This is a genomic window from Bradyrhizobium stylosanthis, assembly GCF_001641335.1.
GTDB classification, from domain to species: domain Bacteria; phylum Pseudomonadota; class Alphaproteobacteria; order Rhizobiales; family Xanthobacteraceae; genus Bradyrhizobium; species Bradyrhizobium stylosanthis.
The window spans coordinates 540902-556553 of record NZ_LVEM01000005.1 but is presented as its reverse complement, the minus strand read 5'-3'; the positions used below and the strand labels follow the sequence as shown (position 1 = coordinate 556553).

At 65.5% G+C, this 15652-nt stretch carries 14 protein-coding genes; 4 read left to right on the top strand and 10 right to left on the bottom strand.

The genetic code is table 11. The features are described 5' to 3' along the window. Positions 1-124: 124 nt before the first annotated feature. The 3 genes from A7X65_RS33915 to A7X65_RS33905 form a co-directional block, all read right to left on the bottom strand. Positions 125-2047 carry a propionyl-CoA synthetase gene (locus A7X65_RS33915; protein WP_063693580.1) on the bottom strand — a complete coding sequence of 641 codons (1923 nt, stop codon included), beginning with the start codon at positions 2045-2047 and terminating at the stop codon, positions 125-127. Positions 2048-2382: 335 nt separating this feature from the next. Beyond that, positions 2383-3768, bottom strand: coding sequence for a tetratricopeptide repeat protein (locus tag A7X65_RS33910; RefSeq protein ID WP_063693576.1), 1386 nt, complete (start codon positions 3766-3768; stop codon positions 2383-2385). 186 nt (positions 3769-3954) lie between these two features. Further along, entirely contained in the window at positions 3955-4719 is a 765-nt protein-coding gene (locus tag A7X65_RS33905) for a tetratricopeptide repeat protein (protein WP_063693574.1), read from the bottom strand. Positions 4720-4789: 70 nt separating this feature from the next. Here A7X65_RS33905 and A7X65_RS33900 point away from each other — a divergent pair, with 70 nt between their 5' ends. Together A7X65_RS33900 and A7X65_RS33895 are read left to right on the top strand one after the other, a co-directional pair. Beyond that, on the top strand, positions 4790-6367 hold the full coding sequence (locus A7X65_RS33900) for a cation:proton antiporter (RefSeq protein WP_082885149.1): 1578 nt from the start codon (positions 4790-4792) through the stop codon (positions 6365-6367). Positions 6368-6454: 87 nt separating this feature from the next. Continuing rightward, a complete protein-coding gene (locus A7X65_RS33895; RefSeq protein WP_063693570.1) occupies positions 6455-7225 on the top strand; it encodes a hypothetical protein in 771 nt (256 codons plus the stop codon). A gap of 132 nt (positions 7226-7357) precedes the next feature. On the opposite strand, the gene A7X65_RS33890 is transcribed toward A7X65_RS33895, so the two are convergent. The 5 genes from A7X65_RS33890 to A7X65_RS33870 all read right to left on the bottom strand — a co-directional run bounded on the left by A7X65_RS33890 (position 7358) and on the right by A7X65_RS33870 (position 12566). After that, positions 7358-8164: an SDR family NAD(P)-dependent oxidoreductase gene (locus tag A7X65_RS33890; protein ID WP_063693568.1), complete on the bottom strand. Its 807-nt coding sequence runs from the start codon at positions 8162-8164 to the stop codon at positions 7358-7360. A 54-nt stretch (positions 8165-8218) separates the two neighbouring features. After that, positions 8219-8596: a DUF1850 domain-containing protein gene (locus tag A7X65_RS33885; protein ID WP_245324018.1), complete on the bottom strand. Its 378-nt coding sequence runs from the start codon at positions 8594-8596 to the stop codon at positions 8219-8221. Then, positions 8593-10710, bottom strand: a complete 2118-nt coding sequence (locus A7X65_RS33880; protein WP_063693565.1) for a TRAP transporter permease — start codon at positions 10708-10710, stop codon at positions 8593-8595. The genes A7X65_RS33885 and A7X65_RS33880 overlap by 4 nt, the downstream gene beginning before the upstream one ends. Before the next feature lie 163 nt (positions 10711-10873). After that, a complete protein-coding gene (locus A7X65_RS33875) occupies positions 10874-11821 on the bottom strand; it encodes a TAXI family TRAP transporter solute-binding subunit (RefSeq protein ID WP_063693564.1) in 948 nt (315 codons plus the stop codon). 265 nt (positions 11822-12086) lie between these two features. Beyond that, entirely contained in the window at positions 12087-12566 is a 480-nt protein-coding gene (locus A7X65_RS33870) for a hypothetical protein (RefSeq protein ID WP_063693563.1), read from the bottom strand. A gap of 193 nt (positions 12567-12759) precedes the next feature. On the opposite strand from A7X65_RS33870, the gene A7X65_RS33865 reads away from it, so the two are divergent. Then, the gene (locus A7X65_RS33865; RefSeq protein ID WP_063693875.1) at positions 12760-13062 is read left to right on the top strand and encodes a hypothetical protein; all 303 of its coding nucleotides are present in this window, start codon (positions 12760-12762) and stop codon (positions 13060-13062) included. 175 nt (positions 13063-13237) lie between these two features. On the opposite strand, the gene A7X65_RS33860 is transcribed toward A7X65_RS33865, so the two are convergent. Further along, positions 13238-14452, bottom strand: coding sequence for a hypothetical protein (locus tag A7X65_RS33860; RefSeq protein ID WP_063693562.1), 1215 nt, complete (start codon positions 14450-14452; stop codon positions 13238-13240). A 72-nt stretch (positions 14453-14524) separates the two neighbouring features. After that, a complete protein-coding gene (locus A7X65_RS33855) occupies positions 14525-15154 on the bottom strand; it encodes an NUDIX hydrolase (RefSeq protein WP_145666845.1) in 630 nt (209 codons plus the stop codon). Positions 15155-15221: 67 nt separating this feature from the next. Between A7X65_RS33855 and A7X65_RS33850 the strand changes: the two genes are divergently transcribed. Beyond that, entirely contained in the window at positions 15222-15647 is a 426-nt protein-coding gene (locus A7X65_RS33850) for a PaaI family thioesterase (RefSeq protein WP_063693874.1), read from the top strand. Positions 15648-15652: the final 5 nt, after the last annotated feature.

Sequence of the window (15652 nt, the reverse complement as noted above, 5' to 3'; positions counted from 1 at the left end):
GAAGGCGGGGAATCCAGCACTCGGCGGCAGACACTGGGTCACACGATGGCGGCCGCGGCGTACTGGGTCGCCCGGTCAAGCCGGGCGACGACACCGGAATCTCGATGAGAGAGCGGCGACGGCGTCACACCCGCCGCTTCAGCGCCTCGCCGATCTCGTCCAGCACCTTGGGATCCTCGATCGTCGCCGGCATGGTCCAGGTCTCGCCATCGGCGATCTTCTTGATGGTGCCGCGCAGGATCTTGCCCGAGCGCGTCTTGGGCAGGCGGCCGACGGTGATGGCGAGCTTGAAGGCGGCGACCGGGCCGAGCCGGTCGCGCACCAGCGCGACGATCTCCTTCTCGATCTCGGCAGGCGCGCGCTTCACGCCGGCCTTGAGCACCAGGAAGCCGCAGGGCACCTCGCCCTTGATCGCATCCTTGACGCCGAGCACGGCGCATTCGGCAACATCGGGGTGCGAGGCCAGGATCTCTTCCATGCCGCCGGTGGAGAGGCGATGGCCTGCGACGTTGATGATGTCGTCGGTGCGGCCCATCACGAAGACATAGCCGTCCTCGTCCTTGTAACCGGCGTCCGAGGTTTTGTAATAGCCGGGGAATTCGCTGAGGTACGCCTCCTTGAAGCGCGCGTCCTGATTCCACAGCGTCGGCAGGCATCCCGGCGGCATCGGCAGTTTTATCACTATCGAGCCCATGGTGTTCGCTGGCACCGGCTTTGCCGCCTCATCGACCACGTCGACCTGGTAGCCCGGCATCGGCACCGTCGGCGAGCCGTGCTTCACCGGCAGCATGCCGAGTCCGACCGGATTGCCGGCGATGCACCAGCCGGTTTCGGTCTGCCACCAATGGTCGATGACCGGCACCTTCAGCTGCTGCTCCGCCCATTCGACCGTCGGCGGATCGGCGCGCTCGCCGGCGAGGAACAGCGTGCGGAATTTCGACAGATCGTATTGCCGGATGAATTTGCCTTCCGGATCCTCTTTCCGGATCGCGCGGAACGCGGTCGGCGCAGTGAACAAGGCGACCGCCTTGTGCTCGCTGATGACGCGCCAGAACGCGCCCGCATCGGGCGTGCCGACCGGCTTGCCCTCGTACATGATCGAGGTCGCGCCATGCAGCAGCGGGCCGTAGATGATGTAGCTGTGGCCGACCACCCAGCCGATGTCGGAGCCGCACCACCAGACCTCGCCCGGCTTGACGCCATAGAGGTTGAACATCGACCATTTCACCGCGACCAAATGGCCGCCATTGTCGCGCACGACGCCCTTGGGGATGCCCGTCGTGCCCGAGGTGTAGAGGATGTAGAGCGGATCGGTGGCGGCGACGGGCACGCAACCCGCCTTCTTGCCGTCGTTCATCGCCTTGCGGCGCAGGCTCGCCCAATCATAGTCGCGGCCCGGCGTCAGGTCGCAGGTGAGCTGCGGACGCTGCAGCACGATGCAGGCCTTCGGCTTGCTGCCGGCCAGCCTGATGGCTTCGTCGAGCAGCGGCTTGTACTGCACGATACGGCCGGGCTCGATGCCGCAGCTCGCCGAGAGAATGAGTTTCGGCTGCGCATCGTCGATGCGCGTGGCAAGCTCCTTTGCGGCAAAGCCACCGAACACCACCGAATGCACCGCGCCGATCCGCGCGCAGGCGAGCATCGCGACCACCGCTTCCGGCACCATCGGCATGTAGAGAATGACGCGGTCGCCCTTGGCGACGCCGAAATCCTGCATGATGGCGCCGAGCGCCTGCACCTCGCCCAGGAGCTCGGCATAGGTCAGCTTGGTGATCGAACCCGTGAGCGGCGAATCGTGGATCAGCGCGACCTGATCGGCGCGGCCGCGCTCGACGTGGCGGTCGAGCGCGTTGTAGCAGGTGTTGACGACGCCCCCGGTGAACCAGCGGCCGTAGACGCCCTGGGAGGCGTCGAAGATCGTCTTCGGCGTCTCGATCCAGTCGATCTCCGTGGCTGCCTCGGCCCAGAAACCCTGGGGATCGGCCAGCGAGCGCGCATGGACCTCGTGATAGAGACTCTTCCCCTGGGCGTTCCCTCGGACGTTCATTCCCGCGCTCCCGTTCCCTTTATTGCCTGGCCCTGACCATGTGGCAGGACAGGTGTCCCGCCATGACCCGGATCAAATGCCGGCCTTGTTTGAGAGCTATTTTCCCGGGAACGGGCCGCGGTTCAAGCCGAAAAGAACAGGGGACGTTCTCCCTCTTCCCGTTCTTGCGGGACTCGGAAGCTTTCACGGCGTCATGGCCGGGCTTGTCCCGGCCATCCACGTCTTGGTGCGGGCGCGAAGAACGTGGATGCCCGGGACAAGCCCAGGCATGACGATCTCGTACCGATGCAAATTTACGATTTCCCACGACAGGCGGCGAGAGGCGAAGAGCCCGCCTAGCTCTCCATCGCGTTCAGCTTCTGCAACCGTTCCTGCATGATCTTCCGGAGATCGTAGCCCGGGCGGCCGAAGCTGGCGTTGCGGGTGGAGAGGAAGTCGCGCTGGGTCTTGCGCAGGTAGCTCGCCGAGCTCTTGTTCGCGGATTTCAGCACGCGCTCGTAAGTCTCGGCGATCTGGCGGTCGAGCACGCCGAGTTGCGGATCGGCGCAGATCACCTTCTCGACCTCGCGCCTGGCGGTCGCGCATTCGAACGACGGACCATTGCCCGAATTCGCCGCGAGCGGCCGCTGCGGGGCGTCGCCGAATTTCGCGATCTCCGCGATCATGATGCGGCGGCCGTTGGCGGCGTTATCGTTGCCGGGATCGAGCCTCAGCGCGGCCTCGTAGTCGGCCAGCGCCTTCCTGCGCTCGCCCATCTTCTTGTAGAGCACGGCGCGGTTGTTATAGGTCTGCGCGAAATTCGGATCGACCTTCAGCGCGGATTCGTAGTCGCTCAGCGCCGCTCCGAGCTCGCCCTTCATCTGATAGGAATCGCCGCGATTGGTGAAGAAGTTCGGCTTCGGCGCCAGTCGCAACGCCTGGTCGTAATCGGCGATCGCCTTGTCGTACTGGGCCATCGCGGCCAGCGTCAGGCCGCGATTGTCGTAATATTCGGGGACCTTCGGATCAAGCCTGATCGCCTCGCCGTCGTCCGCGACCGCCTTGTCGAGCTGACCAAGCTTCTTGTAGGCCGCGCCGCGATTGGTGTAGCTGCGCGGCCGGTTCGGATCGAGCCGCAGCGCCTCGCTGAGATCGCGGATCGCCTTGTCGTTGTCGCCGCCGAGATAATAGGTCACGCCGCGGTCGGACCAGGCCTGCGCATTGTCCGGTTTCAGCTTGATCGCCTGGTCGTAATCGGCGAGCGCGCGGTCGAGCCGGCGCTGAGTGGTGTAGACCACGCCGCGCAGCTCAAAGGCCTCCGCATCCTGCGGATCGAGCTCGATCGCCTTGCTGAGATCGGAAGCGGCGCGGTTGAGGTCTCCGCCGGCCTCGCGCAGGAGATCGCCGCGCAGGCGCCAGGCTTTTGCATTCTTGCCGTCGAGCGCGATGGCGCGGTCGATATCGCGCAGCGCCTGGGTCAGGCCGCCCGAGGTCCGCGCATTGGCGTCGGCGCGCACCAGCAGCGCGGCGGCGCGATCCGAGGCCGGATTTGCGGTCTGGTCGATGACGGCCGTGCAGGACGCAATCAGCTCGGCCGGGGCGGCCTTGCTGCCCGCGACGCAGTCGACGGCAGCTGAGGCCGGGCCTGCGAGAACGAGGCTCATGGCCGCGCTGAAGAGAAAGGTGCGCAGCGAGGATTTGGCAAACGGGAACGCTTGCGCGGAAGGATGCGTGCCGCACATCGGGAAGGCTCCGTGACAACAGGTTTCATCGTTGTCGCCGCGGGGAAGGCATGGGTTCAATTTCGGGGCGGGTCCACGCCGTCATGGCCGGGCATGTCCCGGCCATCCACGCCTTGGCCGCAGCCCCGGAAAACTGGATGCGCGGGACAAGCCCGGGGATGACGACCTCCTACGAGGCGGAGAAACTCAATACCCGTCCACGCCGTTGATCCGCTGCAGGCGCTCCTGCATCGCCTTCTTCAGGTCGTAGCCCGGCCGGCCATATCCCGCATTGCGGCGGGCGATGAACTCGTCCTGCTCGCGCTGCAGCGCCTTGGCCTCCGCGGGATTGCGCGCCTCCCGGACCGCGCGCGCGTTCGACCCGAAGATCTCGCGGTCGAGATCTGCGAGCTCGCGATCCCTGCAGATCGCCTTCTCCACGGCGCGGGAGGCGCGGACGCAATTGAAGCTGGGCTTGCCGGCGACCGCCATCTGCGCGCCGATCCGCTCCAGCTCGCGCGCCATCGCCTTGTGATTGGCCTTGGCCTTCTCGTGGTTGGGATCGATCTTGAGCGCGGCGCCGAAATCCTGCACGGCCTTCGGCTTGTCGCCCTTCTTCAACCAGAGCTCGCCGCGCGCGTTGAAGACGTCGGCGAGCGTGGGGTCGAGCTGGAGGGCGCGGCTGTCGTCGGCAATGGCACGATCGATCTGGTCGTGCCGCGCCAGCAGCGCACCGCGCGCGACCAGCGCCTTGACCAGGTCCGCCTTCGCCGTCTTCTCGTTGTCGATCACGGCCGCGCAGGCGGCATTCGCCTTGTCCATGTCGTCGGCGGCCGTGGCCGCCAGGCACGGCGCGATATCGACCTGCGCGACGGCCGCGGGCTCGCCGCCGGTCGCACCGAGGGCCGCGCCGGCCGAAAGGGCCGAGAGCATCGCGGCCACCGACCATTGGATGAGTTTTTGAAAACGCATGCTTGTTGCGGTGGGAATGTCTTGCTTTGAGGACGCACTATCCATCATACGGCCGGATTGGTGCTAGCTTGTGGCGCCAACCAAAGCGGTTTCGGGGACGATTGTGTCGACATTCGAATGGATCATCGCGCTGCTGCTCGGCGCCGTTGCATTATCGGCGCTGGCGCGGCGGATCAAGGTCCCCTACCCGACCTTTCTCGCCATCGGCGGCGCGCTGATCGCTTTCGTCCCGCACAGCCCGACCTGGACGCTGGAGCCTGACCTCGCCTTGGCGCTTTTTGTCGCACCGGTCCTGCTCGATGCCGCGTTCGACACCTCGCTGCGGGATCTCCGCAACAACTGGGTTCCGGTCTCGACCCTGGTGGTCGCCGCAGTCGGCCTGACCACAGCGGGCGTTGCCTTCGTCGCGCACCGGCTGATGCCCGACATGCCCTGGGCTGCCGCCATTGCGCTGGGCGCCATCGTGGCGCCGCCGGATGCCGCGGCCGCGGTCGCGATCCTCAGCCAGGTCAAGCTGCCCCATCGCATGGTGAAGGTGCTGGAGGGCGAAAGCCTGCTCAACGACGCCAGCGCGCTGCTGATCTATCGCATCGCCGTCGGTGCGGTCGTCACCGAGCATCTGAGCTGGAGCCAGGTCGCGCCGACCATGGCGCTGGCGCTGGTCGGCAGCGTCATCGCCGGCCTCGTCGCGGCCCGCATCATTCCGCCCATCATGGAACGGGTGACGGAGGCGCCGAGCGCGATCATCGTCCAGTTCGCCACCACCTTCCTGATCTGGATCGCCGCCGAGCATCTCGGCCTCTCCGGCATCCTCACCATCGTCGTCTATGCCATCGCCCTGGCGCGCACCGCAGGCGAGCGCATGCCGGCGCGGCTGCGGGTGCCGTCCTATGCCGTGTGGGAGACGACGGTATTCGTGCTCAACGTGCTCGCCTTCATGCTGATCGGCATGCAGATGCGGCCGATCTGGACGCGGCTGGATACCGACGTGCGCTGGGAATATTGCGTGGCGGCGGCCTGGATCCTGCTCACCGTCGTCCTGGTGCGCCTGTCCTGGGTGACGTTCTATCGCACGACATTGCGTGTGCTGATCGCGCACAACCTCTATCATCCCAAGGACCCGAAGCAGGTCGCTTCGCCGAAAGGCGGCCTCATCATCTCCTGGTGCGGCATGCGCGGCCTCGTCACGCTGGCCACCGCCTTCGCGCTGCCGGAGAACTTCCCCTATCGCGACTTCATCGTCTTCATCGCCTTTGCCGTGGTGCTGGGGTCGCTCATCATCCAGGGCCTGACGCTGCGGCCGCTGATCCTCGCCTTCAATTTGAAGGACGACGATCCCGTCGGCGTCGAAGTTGCGAGCGGCCGTGCGGTGGCCTATCGCGCGGCGCTCGATGCGATCGAAAGCGATCCGTCGGAAGAGGCGGAAATCCTGCGGCTCGAATACCGCGCCCTCCTGATGCAGGCCGAGACCGATCCGAACGGCGGCATCGCCAGCGGCGAGCTGCCCGCCGATCCGCTGCGCCGCCGCGCCATCGTGGCCGCGCGCCAATCCCTGTTCGACCTCCGCGCCACCGAGGTGATCGGCGACGACGCCTTCCATCGGCTCGAGGCGGAGCTGGATCGCGCGGAATTGAGCGCAGGAGGCTGAATCCGACAATCTCGCCGCGCAATTGCGCGCTAAGCCGGGGACGACATCGGATTTGAACCAAACCCCAGCCCTCCAGACTCATCCTTGATGACAACCCTGATCGACGACCGTCGTGTACGCGCGCGTGATGCGTCGCCTGCACGATATTTTTATTTCCACATGGCCCTGGCTTGCGCGGCCACGGCTTTCCTCGGTTTCGCGCCGACCTATTGGGTGCCGCTCGCTCACCGGACGTTCTCTGCAAGCCCCGTGATTCATTTTCACGGCCTGTTGTTCTTCACATGGTCTCTCTACTTCGTGATCCAGACCTGGCTCGCGGCCTCGGGCCGCGTGGTCAATCACCGCTCCCTCGGCATTGCCGGCGTCTCGCTCGCGACCGCGATGACGATCTTCGGCTTCCTCGCCTCGGTGCACGTGATGCAGCACTCCGCTGCGCTCGGGCAGAAAGATGCCGGCATCGTCTTCTCCATCGTACCGATGACCGGCATCGCGTTCTTCGCAATCGTCTTCGTGCTCGGAATCATGAACACGCGCAGGCCCGAAGTTCACAAGCGCCTGATGCTGCTCGCCGCGGTCTCGATCCTCGACGCCGCGATCGCGCGCTGGTTCCTGACCTTCCTCGCGCCTCCCGGACCGCCCGGCCCACCCCCGGTGCCCGTCACCATCGCGCCGGCCGTGGTCGCCTCGCTCCTGCTCGTCGTCGCCATGGTGCGCGACTGGCGCACCGAGGGCCGCGTGCATCCGGTCTACATCTACGGCACGCTCGCGATGCTGGCGGTGAAGGTCTTGAACTGGCCGATCAGCGAGACGGCCGCGTGGCATTCGTTCGCCGGCGGTATTTTGGCGCTGGCCCAGTGATGATGTCATCCTGGCGAAAGCCAGGACCCATTACCCCGAATGCTGGTTGTCGGAGCGGACCGACAACCACGAATCTTCGCCAAACCAAGCTCGGTGGTTCTGGGCCCTGGCTTTCGCCAGGGCGACGAGAAGCTACGCCCCCGCCTTGCAGGTGATGCCGCCGTCCACCACCAGCTCGATACCCGTCACATATTTCGACTCGTCCGATGCCAGGAACAGCGCGGCATTCGCGACGTCCCAGGCTTCGCCCATGTGGCCCATCGGCACCTGCGCATCGCGGGCGCGCCACATCGCCTCGACGTCGCCCTTGGCGTAGCTGTTGGCAAGACCTGCGGAGTGCTCCACCATCGGCGTCTTCATCAAGCCGGGCAGGATCGCATTCACCCGCACATGGTTCTTCGCGAACTCGATCGCGGTGGAGCGCGTCAGCTGGTTCATCGCCGCCTTGCTGGCGTTGTAGCTGACGTAGGAAATCCCGACATGGCGGATCGAGGCGATCGAGGAGATGTTGATGATCGAGCCGCCGCCCTGCTTCACCATCACGGGGATGACGTGCTTCATGGCGAGATAGGAGCTCTTGAGGTTGACGGTGAAGACGCGATCCCAGCTCTCCTCCGCGACGTCGACGACGCTGCCCATCTCGGCGATGCCGACATTGTTGTCGAGCACGTCGATGCGGCCATAGGCCTTCAGGCACCCCGCCACCATCGCCTCGATCTCACTCGCCCGCGAAACATCGGCGGTGAACGCCGTCGCCTTGCCGCCCTCGCCGGTGATGATCTTCGCAGTCTCCTCGGCGGCCGCACCGTTGCGATCGACGCAAAACACCTGCGCACCTTCGCGTGCGAAGGTCACCGCGGTCGCCTTGCCATTGCCCCAGCCGGGTCCGATCGAGCCGGCCCCCACCACCATCGCAACCTTGCCCTTGAGCCGATCCATCGTGGTCTCCTCTTATTCTTCGTTGTAGCCCGGATGAGCGCAGCGATATCCGGGCTACGGATCGCTGCAAACTTTCATGGTCGTGACGTTAGCACCGACGGGATGGCCGACAATCTCCGAAAGCGTCTGGCAGCTTCCCTCATGGCACAGCCGCCATTCGCCCGCCGCGCCGGAATTGCCGAGCACCACCTCCGGCATCGGTGCGCGCTGCGGCTTCCATTGAAACCAGCCGTCGACCAGCCGCGCCTCGGGCGGCGGCTCCATGCCGGGGCCGGTGCCCTTGACGCGGGCTTGCACCAGCTCGAGGCCGGCAGGCGTGACGCGCCAGTCTTCCTGCCAGTCCACCTTCGCGATCGAATGCGTCCAGACAAGTGTGAACGCCGACAGCGCCAACGCCTTCGTGGCCCCGGCTGTTGCGAGGCAGAGGCTCACACCGCCTCGACCGGCGCCGGCGGCCGCTGACGCCACTGCCACAGCACGAGGGCCGCGGAGAGCACGAAGCCCGCGGTGTCGCTGAAGGCGAAGTCGCCGAGCAGGCAGAACGCGGCGCCGAGCGCGACAAGGCGCTCGACCAGCGTCAGCCGCGTGAACAGGAAGCCGATCGCGACCATGCCGAACAGCGCGATCGCCACCAGCGCCTTCACGGTCGCCAGCGCCACCGCGCCGTAGAAGCCGAGCTTGGCCGCCATGGGATCGCCCGTCTGCAACATCAGCGCCGGCGAATAGACGAAGATGAAGGGGATGACATAGCCGGCGAGCGCGATACGCATCGCCTCCCAGCCGATCTTGTCCGGGTTCTCCTTGGCGATCGGCGCTGCGGCGAGCGCGGCAAGCGCCACCGGCGGCGAGAGATCGGCCATGATGCCGTAGTAGAACGCGAACATGTGGCTCGCGATCAGGGGCACGCCGAGCTTGGCCAGCGCCGGCGCTGCAAGCGCGGCGGTGATGATGTAGGTCGGGATGGTCGGAATGCCGGTGCCGAGCAGGATCGACAGCAGCATGGTCATGATCAGCGCCAGGAACAGGCTCTTCTCGCCGAGCCCGATCACCCAGCTGCCGAAGATGGTGCCGACGCCGGTCTGCGACATCATGCCGATGATGACGCCGACGATGGCGCAGGCCATGCCGACGGTGATGGCGGATTTCGCGCTCTCGGCCAGTGCGTCGCGGCACTCGCGCAGGGCCTTGAATCCGCCACGGACGAACGCGGTGATCACGATCAGCCCGACCACGACGCTCGCAACGGGCACGATCTGGAGACCGTCGCGCGACAGCGCGGCGACGACGAGCGCAAGCCCGACCCAGAAGATGATGCGGATCACCATCGAGGACGCGCCCATCGTGATGGCGGTGCCGAGGATCAGCGTCACGGTGAGCGCGAGACCCATGCTGCCGGCATAGAGGGGGGTAAAGCCCTCGAACAGCATGTAGACGAGGGCGGCGAGCGGCAGCACCAGGTACCAGCGCGTTACCAGCGCCCTCCACGCGCTCGGGATCTCCGAACGCTTCATGCCGACGAGGCCGTGCTTGCCGGCTTCGAGATGCACCATCCAGAACGCCGACGCGAAATAGAGGATCGCCGGGATCGCCGCCGCCTTGACGATCTCCGAGTACTGGACGCCGAGCGTCTCCGCCATAATGAAGGCGACCGCGCCCATCACCGGCGGCATGATCTGGCCGCCCATCGAGGCCGTGGCTTCGACGCCCGCCGCGAAGGCGCGGCGGTAGCCGAACCTGATCATCAGGGGAATCGTGAACTGACCGACGGTGACGACGTTGGCGACACCCGAGCCGGAAATCGTGCCCATCATGCCCGAGGCGAACACCGCGACCTTGGCGGGACCGCCGCGGGTGCGGCCGAACAGGCCGAGAGAGACGTCGGTGAAGAGCTGGATCATGCCGGCGCGCTCCAGGAACGAGCCGAACAGGATGAACAGGAAGATGTAGGTCGCCGAGACGTAGATCGGCACGCCGTAGAAGCCTTCGGTGCCGAACGACAGATGCGTGACGATCTGGTCGAAGTCATAGCCGCGATGGTTGAGCGGCGACGGCAGGTATTGCCCGAAGAACCAGTAGAGCAAGCAGGCGCCGCACATCAGCGGCAGCGCCGCGCCCATCAGCCGCCGCGTGCCCTCGAAGATCAGCACCGCGAGCACCGTGCCGACCACGAGGTCGAGCCGGGTCGGATCGCCGTCGCGCGCGATCAGATCGGCATAGAAGATCCACTGATAGAGCCCGCAGAAGAAGCCGGCACCGCCGATCACCCAGCCGAGCGCACGGCCGGCATTGCTCTTGGCGGTGAAGTTGGCGATCAGGCCGAAGGTGAGCAGTACGAGGAAGCCGACATGGACGCCGCGCACCACCTGGCTCGGCAGATAGTTGAAGGCGGCGACATAGAGCTGGAAGGTCGCAAACGCGATGCCGATCCAGTAGGCGAGCGTGCCCCACCAGCCCGGGCCAAAGCCTTCGGGGAAGCCGTGCTCGAAATTGTCGAACTCGACCTTGACCTTGTCGGGCGCAGCGGCGCCCTCTGCCTTTTCCAGCATCAAATCGTCCTCAGCCCAGCATCACGTCTTATGACATTGGCACGGTCCATCCGCACCGTCATGCCCGGGCTTGTCCCGGGCATCCACGATCTTTCTTGCCTCGCCTTAGAACGTGGATGGCCGGGACGAGCCCGGCCATGACGCCCCGCTGCGGTAGCCGACCTTACTTGATCAGCCCCTTTTCCTTGTAATAGCGGATCGCGCCGGGGTGCAGCGGAACCGGGCTGCCGGTGGCGGCGGTCTCGAGCTTGATCTCCTTGCCCGCCGCATGTGCATTCTGCAATTCCGGCAGCGACTCGAACACCAGCTTCGTCATCTGGTAGGCGAGGTCGTCGGAGACGGCCGAAGAGGTCACGAGATAATTGACCACGGCCGCGGTCGGCACGTCCTTGTCCTGGCCGGTATAGGTGTTGGCGGGAATGGTCGCCGAGATGAAGGGCGGGCCGATCTTGTCGACGGTCTCTTTCGGCACCGACACGACAGTGATCGAGGCCGAGGTCGAGAGGTCCTTCAGCGAGGCCACGCCAAGGCCGGCCGACTGAAGGGTCGCCCCGAGCTGGCGGTTCTTCATGAGATCGACGGATTCGGCGAACGGCAGGTACTCGACCTTGCCGAGGTCCTTGTAGCTCATGCCGGCGGCACCGAGGATCGCGCGCGAGTTCAGCTCGGTGCCCGACTTCGGCGCGCCGACCGACAGGCTCTTGCCCTTGAGGTCCGCGAGCGTCTTGATGCCGCTTTCGGCGGTGGCGACGATCTGGATGTAGTTCGGATAGATCGCGCCGATGGTGCGCAGCTTGTCCAGCTTGGTCTTGAAGCCGGCTTCTTCCTCGCCCTCCCAGGCGGCCTTCAGCGAGTCACCGAGCGTGAACGCCAGCTCGCCGCGGCCCTGCTGCAGCAGGATCAGGTTCTCGACCGACGCCTTGGTCGCCTGCACCTGCGTCTTCACGTTCGGGATCTTGTCGCCGTAGATCTTCCCGATCGCGACGCCGAGCGGATAGTAGACGCCGGAGGTGCCGCCGGTCAGCACGTTGATGAAGGATTGCGCATGCGCGCAAGGTGCCGACGCCGCCAGAGCAAAAGCCGCGGCCACGCCGAAAATCGAACGTTTCATGGTTGTTGTACTCCCCAAACCGGCGGCGAAATTGGCCGGATGAGGCAGGCGGGTCAACCCATCCAAAAGGCAAAACAGGACTGCGGTAAATGGCCGTTCCGGCTCGGCTTTTGGGAACCCGGCGGGTGCGGCGAGGTGGCGCAGCCGTCCGCGGCACATCCTTCGAGACGCCCGCCTGCGGCGGGCCCTCAGGAGGCGCTGGCTCAGACCCGGCCGGGCTCATAGGCGACGGCCCTCCCCCGCAAGCGGGGAAGGGAGAACACCCTCACTGGAAGGTCATATCCAGGCACTTGGAGATGTCCGAGCCGAGGCCGGAGGAGATGGTGATGCAGCCGCGGATCTTCTGCGCGTTCATGTCGGCAGCCCAGATCGAGTAGCCGCCGGGGCCGAAGAACGAGTTGGTGTTCGGCGGCTCGGTCTCGGTGGCGTCGAAATCGTAATGGCCGTCGGTCTCGAAGATGCGCGGCTTCTTGGTGCAGCCGCCGTCGGTCTGGACGTTGATGACCTCCTTGTTGTCGCGGGTCAGCGCCAGCGAGACCTGGCAGCGGAAATATTCCGAGGTCCTGGTGTTGAAGAGATAGGTGTAGGACTTGCAGGTAGCCGTGTTCAGCTTGCCCGGGGCAAGGCCGCGGCTGCAGGAAATCCGCTGGTTATGGCTGAGCTGGTAGTCGTCGGCCCGGGCAGCCGGCGCCAGCGCCGTCAGCGACAATGCAGCAGCCCAGCAAAGTTTGATCACATGGCGCATCCGAATCATCCCCACCAATATTTTTGTCGAATTGCGTTCTAGACGGAAAGCGGAACATAGTCGCGAGGGGACGAAGGGAAAATCACAAACTGCTGGGCAAGACGTGATGCGCTGCGGCGTTTTGCGAATTGACCCGAAAATGCCGTTCGTGATTTGTTCAAGACGGGCCCCAAGGATGGGGAGGATGGAAAACATGGCATTTTCAACGAAGACATTTGCAATCGCAGCCGCGCTCGCGGCATTCGCAGCACCCGCGTTGGCGCAAACCGCGGCAACGCCCTGGGAGCTCAAGCCCGACACCGGCTATGCCTATGACAAGGACGGCAAGACCTATTCCTACAAGATGGGCACCAGCAATGCCGGCGAGCTGCTGAAGGGCGCCAAGAAGGTGCCGAAAGGCACGCTGTTCTTCATCGGCCACAACGGCCAGCTCTACATGCGCAGCGGCCCGTATCTCGAAGGCGACGGCAAGTTCAAGTTCGGGTCGGATCAATAGGGGCAAGGTCACGGTGCGCTCCCTCGCCCCGTTCTTACGGGGAGAGGGTTGGGGTGAGGGGCCTCTCTCCACGCATGAGATGGTCGAGGGACCTGTACCCCTCACCCGGATTGCATCTTCGATGCAATCCGACCTCTCCCCGCAAGCGGGGAGAGGTGAAGCAAGCAGCACCGTCCTAGAACGCCCCTGCCAGCTCCCTTGCACCGGGTTTGCTGCTGTTCGAGTCCATCCGATCGTCGGTCACCGCCAGCAGCTTGGCCACCGTGTTGTGACGGATCGCGACCGGGTTGCGCTCGTAGCCGCCGCGCTGGAAGAAGTTCGAGGTCGGCACCTGCTCCCGCATCGCCTGCGGCATCGTCACCATGTCGAGGCCGGTGCCGTCGCCAGTGAGGTTCATCATCTCCAGCTCGGCCGCGCTGAGCGGACGGCTGTAACCCTTGGCGCGGGCGAACAGCACCGACGTCAGCAGCTTGTGGGTCTGCAGCATCGGCCCGATGTCGATATCGAGCACCATCGCATGCATGGCCCAGCCCTGCGCAGTGTTGCCGATCTTCTCGTGCTCCGACCAAGTGTCGGGCACCGATTTCGCGTGCGCCACCATTTTCTTCAGCACCGCGAGCTTGTGCTCGAGCCCCTGGCGCGCCGGGCCCGAGGTCCGCGCCACCTTATCCGACAGCGCGCGGATGAACTCATGGCCCTGCTCGGCCAGCAGCTCGACGCTGTTGGTGGTGAGCAGCTGGTTGTACCCCATCGCCGTCGAGATCGCGCGCTTGCCGCCGTGCTCGATGCCCGCCTGCACGTCGTAGCTGCCGGTGCCGCCGGTCTCGAACGAATAGACCCGCACCGCCTGCTCGCGCGTCAGTCCCGATGCCAGCGCGTAGCGCGCATAGGCGCGCTTGAACTCGACCTCGCTGGACGGCCGCTGCGGCGTGAACTGGTAGAGCTCCTGCGCCGCGCGCAGCAGATCGGAAACGACGGGGATCGGCTTTCTGGTCGGGCGCTCCGGCGTCTCCTCCGGCTCCGGATTCACCGGCCGCTTCGGCCCGGTATAGAGCGGCGGATGCTCCAGCACATAGTCATCGAGCGTGACCTGCTGACCGCTACGCCGCTTGGCGTTGCGGCCTCTCCGCTTCTCGGAGATCTGGCTCCAATAGGCGCCGGCCTCCTCGTCGAAGGCCGCGCGCGCCGCCTGATACTCCTGCAGCTTGCGGCGATATTCCAGCACTGCGGGCGAGGCCCCGCCCTGCGCAAAGAACTGCGACAGCAGCTGGGCATTGGCATTGCGGACGAACGGCGGCAGCGCGTCGGCCTCGCCGCCGCGCGCGGCAGGCGCGAGCAGCAGAAACGCGAGCGGAACCAGCGTCAGCGAGTTTCGAATCGAATGATGCATGCCGCCCTCTTAGCAGGCATCCGGTAACCGTCACGTTAACGTGCCGTTTACCTTATTTTTTCGTCCTTTGCCTCACTTCCAAGCGAAAACCGGCTGTTCCAGGTCGGTGACGCGGGTGTGCCGTCCCGCCAGCACCTCGCGGAACTGGTAGATCAAGGCGGCCGTCGGCGCATGGATCAGGCTCATCTGGTGATGGAAGCGGATGACGCGGCGGGCGCTTTCGGGGATGGCGGTGAAATCGAAGGCCTCGTCGCGCTCGATCGTATCGAGCGCGATGCGATGGACCGAGGCCACCTCGTCCGGGTTCGGCCTGATTGCAGCACTGTCGGCGGCCCAGACCACGACCGGCGTGATCAGATAGCCCGAGCGTGTCGGATAGTCGTCGAGCGTGCCGAGCACGTCGGCGGCTGAAAGCTTGAGCGCGAGCTCTTCATCAAGCTCGCGCAGCGCCGCCTCCACCGGCGTCTCGCCGGCATCGCAGCGACCGCCCGGCAGCGCCCATTGACCGCGATGCGAACGAAGACTCGATGCGCGCTTGGTGAGCAGGAAGGCGGTGTCGTCGCGGTCGCTGGATTCGGTCAGCGCCAGCACCACCGCGGCGCGCTTCAGCGCCGATGGCTCGGCCATCTCGGGCAGCCGCGCGAATGCGGCGCAGGCCTCTGCGATATTCCGTCTGGTGGCATCGTCGAAAGCTCTCATGATGCTTGACTACACCAGGACCGCATCTGATGAAACGAGGAGAGACAGCGTTGCAGGGATGGACGGAGAGATGACGAGCAAGGTCGCCGCAAGGCTCAAATCAGAGGGCTGGAGCATCCTGGAGACCACCGGCTTCATGCACCTGATCGGCCCGTTGTGGGAGCGCAAGGTCGACGGCCATTACGAATTCGCACTCGCCACCGAGGACAAGCACCACAATCGCCGCGGCATGGTCCAGGGCGGCGTGATGATGACCTTCGCCGACCGCACCTGCGGCATGGCCGCCCGCTACAGCTCCGGCAAGGAATACATGGCGACGGTGCAGCTCGACACCCATTTCGTCGAAGCTGGCCAGATCGGCGACATCCTGATCTCCCGCCCCCGCGTGGTGCGCTCGACCCGCAGCCTGATCTTCATGAGCACCGAGGTGATGGTGGATGATCGCTGCATCGTGATGGCGAATGGCGTGTTCAAGATCTTGAAGGGGCCGGGGTAGGCCAC

What these genes read in the sequence shown, in the direction of transcription:
- A7X65_RS33915 (WP_063693580.1), bottom strand. Translation starts at nt 2,047, where the DNA reads ATGAACGTCCGAGGGAACGCCCAGGGGAAGAGTCTCTATCACGAGGTC.
- A7X65_RS33910 (WP_063693576.1), bottom strand. Translation starts at nt 3,768, where the DNA reads ATGTGCGGCACGCATCCTTCCGCGCAAGCGTTCCCGTTTGCCAAATCC.
- A7X65_RS33905 (WP_063693574.1), bottom strand. Translation starts at nt 4,719, where the DNA reads ATGCGTTTTCAAAAACTCATCCAATGGTCGGTGGCCGCGATGCTCTCG.
- A7X65_RS33895 (WP_063693570.1), top strand. Translation starts at nt 6,455, where the DNA reads ATGACAACCCTGATCGACGACCGTCGTGTACGCGCGCGTGATGCGTCG.
- A7X65_RS33890 (WP_063693568.1), bottom strand. Translation starts at nt 8,164, where the DNA reads ATGGATCGGCTCAAGGGCAAGGTTGCGATGGTGGTGGGGGCCGGCTCG.
- A7X65_RS33880 (WP_063693565.1), bottom strand. Translation starts at nt 10,710, where the DNA reads ATGCTGGAAAAGGCAGAGGGCGCCGCTGCGCCCGACAAGGTCAAGGTC.
- A7X65_RS33875 (WP_063693564.1), bottom strand. Translation starts at nt 11,821, where the DNA reads ATGAAACGTTCGATTTTCGGCGTGGCCGCGGCTTTTGCTCTGGCGGCG.
- A7X65_RS33870 (WP_063693563.1), bottom strand. Translation starts at nt 12,566, where the DNA reads ATGCGCCATGTGATCAAACTTTGCTGGGCTGCTGCATTGTCGCTGACG.
- A7X65_RS33865 (WP_063693875.1), top strand. Translation starts at nt 12,760, where the DNA reads ATGGCATTTTCAACGAAGACATTTGCAATCGCAGCCGCGCTCGCGGCA.
- A7X65_RS33860 (WP_063693562.1), bottom strand. Translation starts at nt 14,452, where the DNA reads ATGCATCATTCGATTCGAAACTCGCTGACGCTGGTTCCGCTCGCGTTT.
- A7X65_RS33850 (WP_063693874.1), top strand. Translation starts at nt 15,222, where the DNA reads ATGACGAGCAAGGTCGCCGCAAGGCTCAAATCAGAGGGCTGGAGCATC.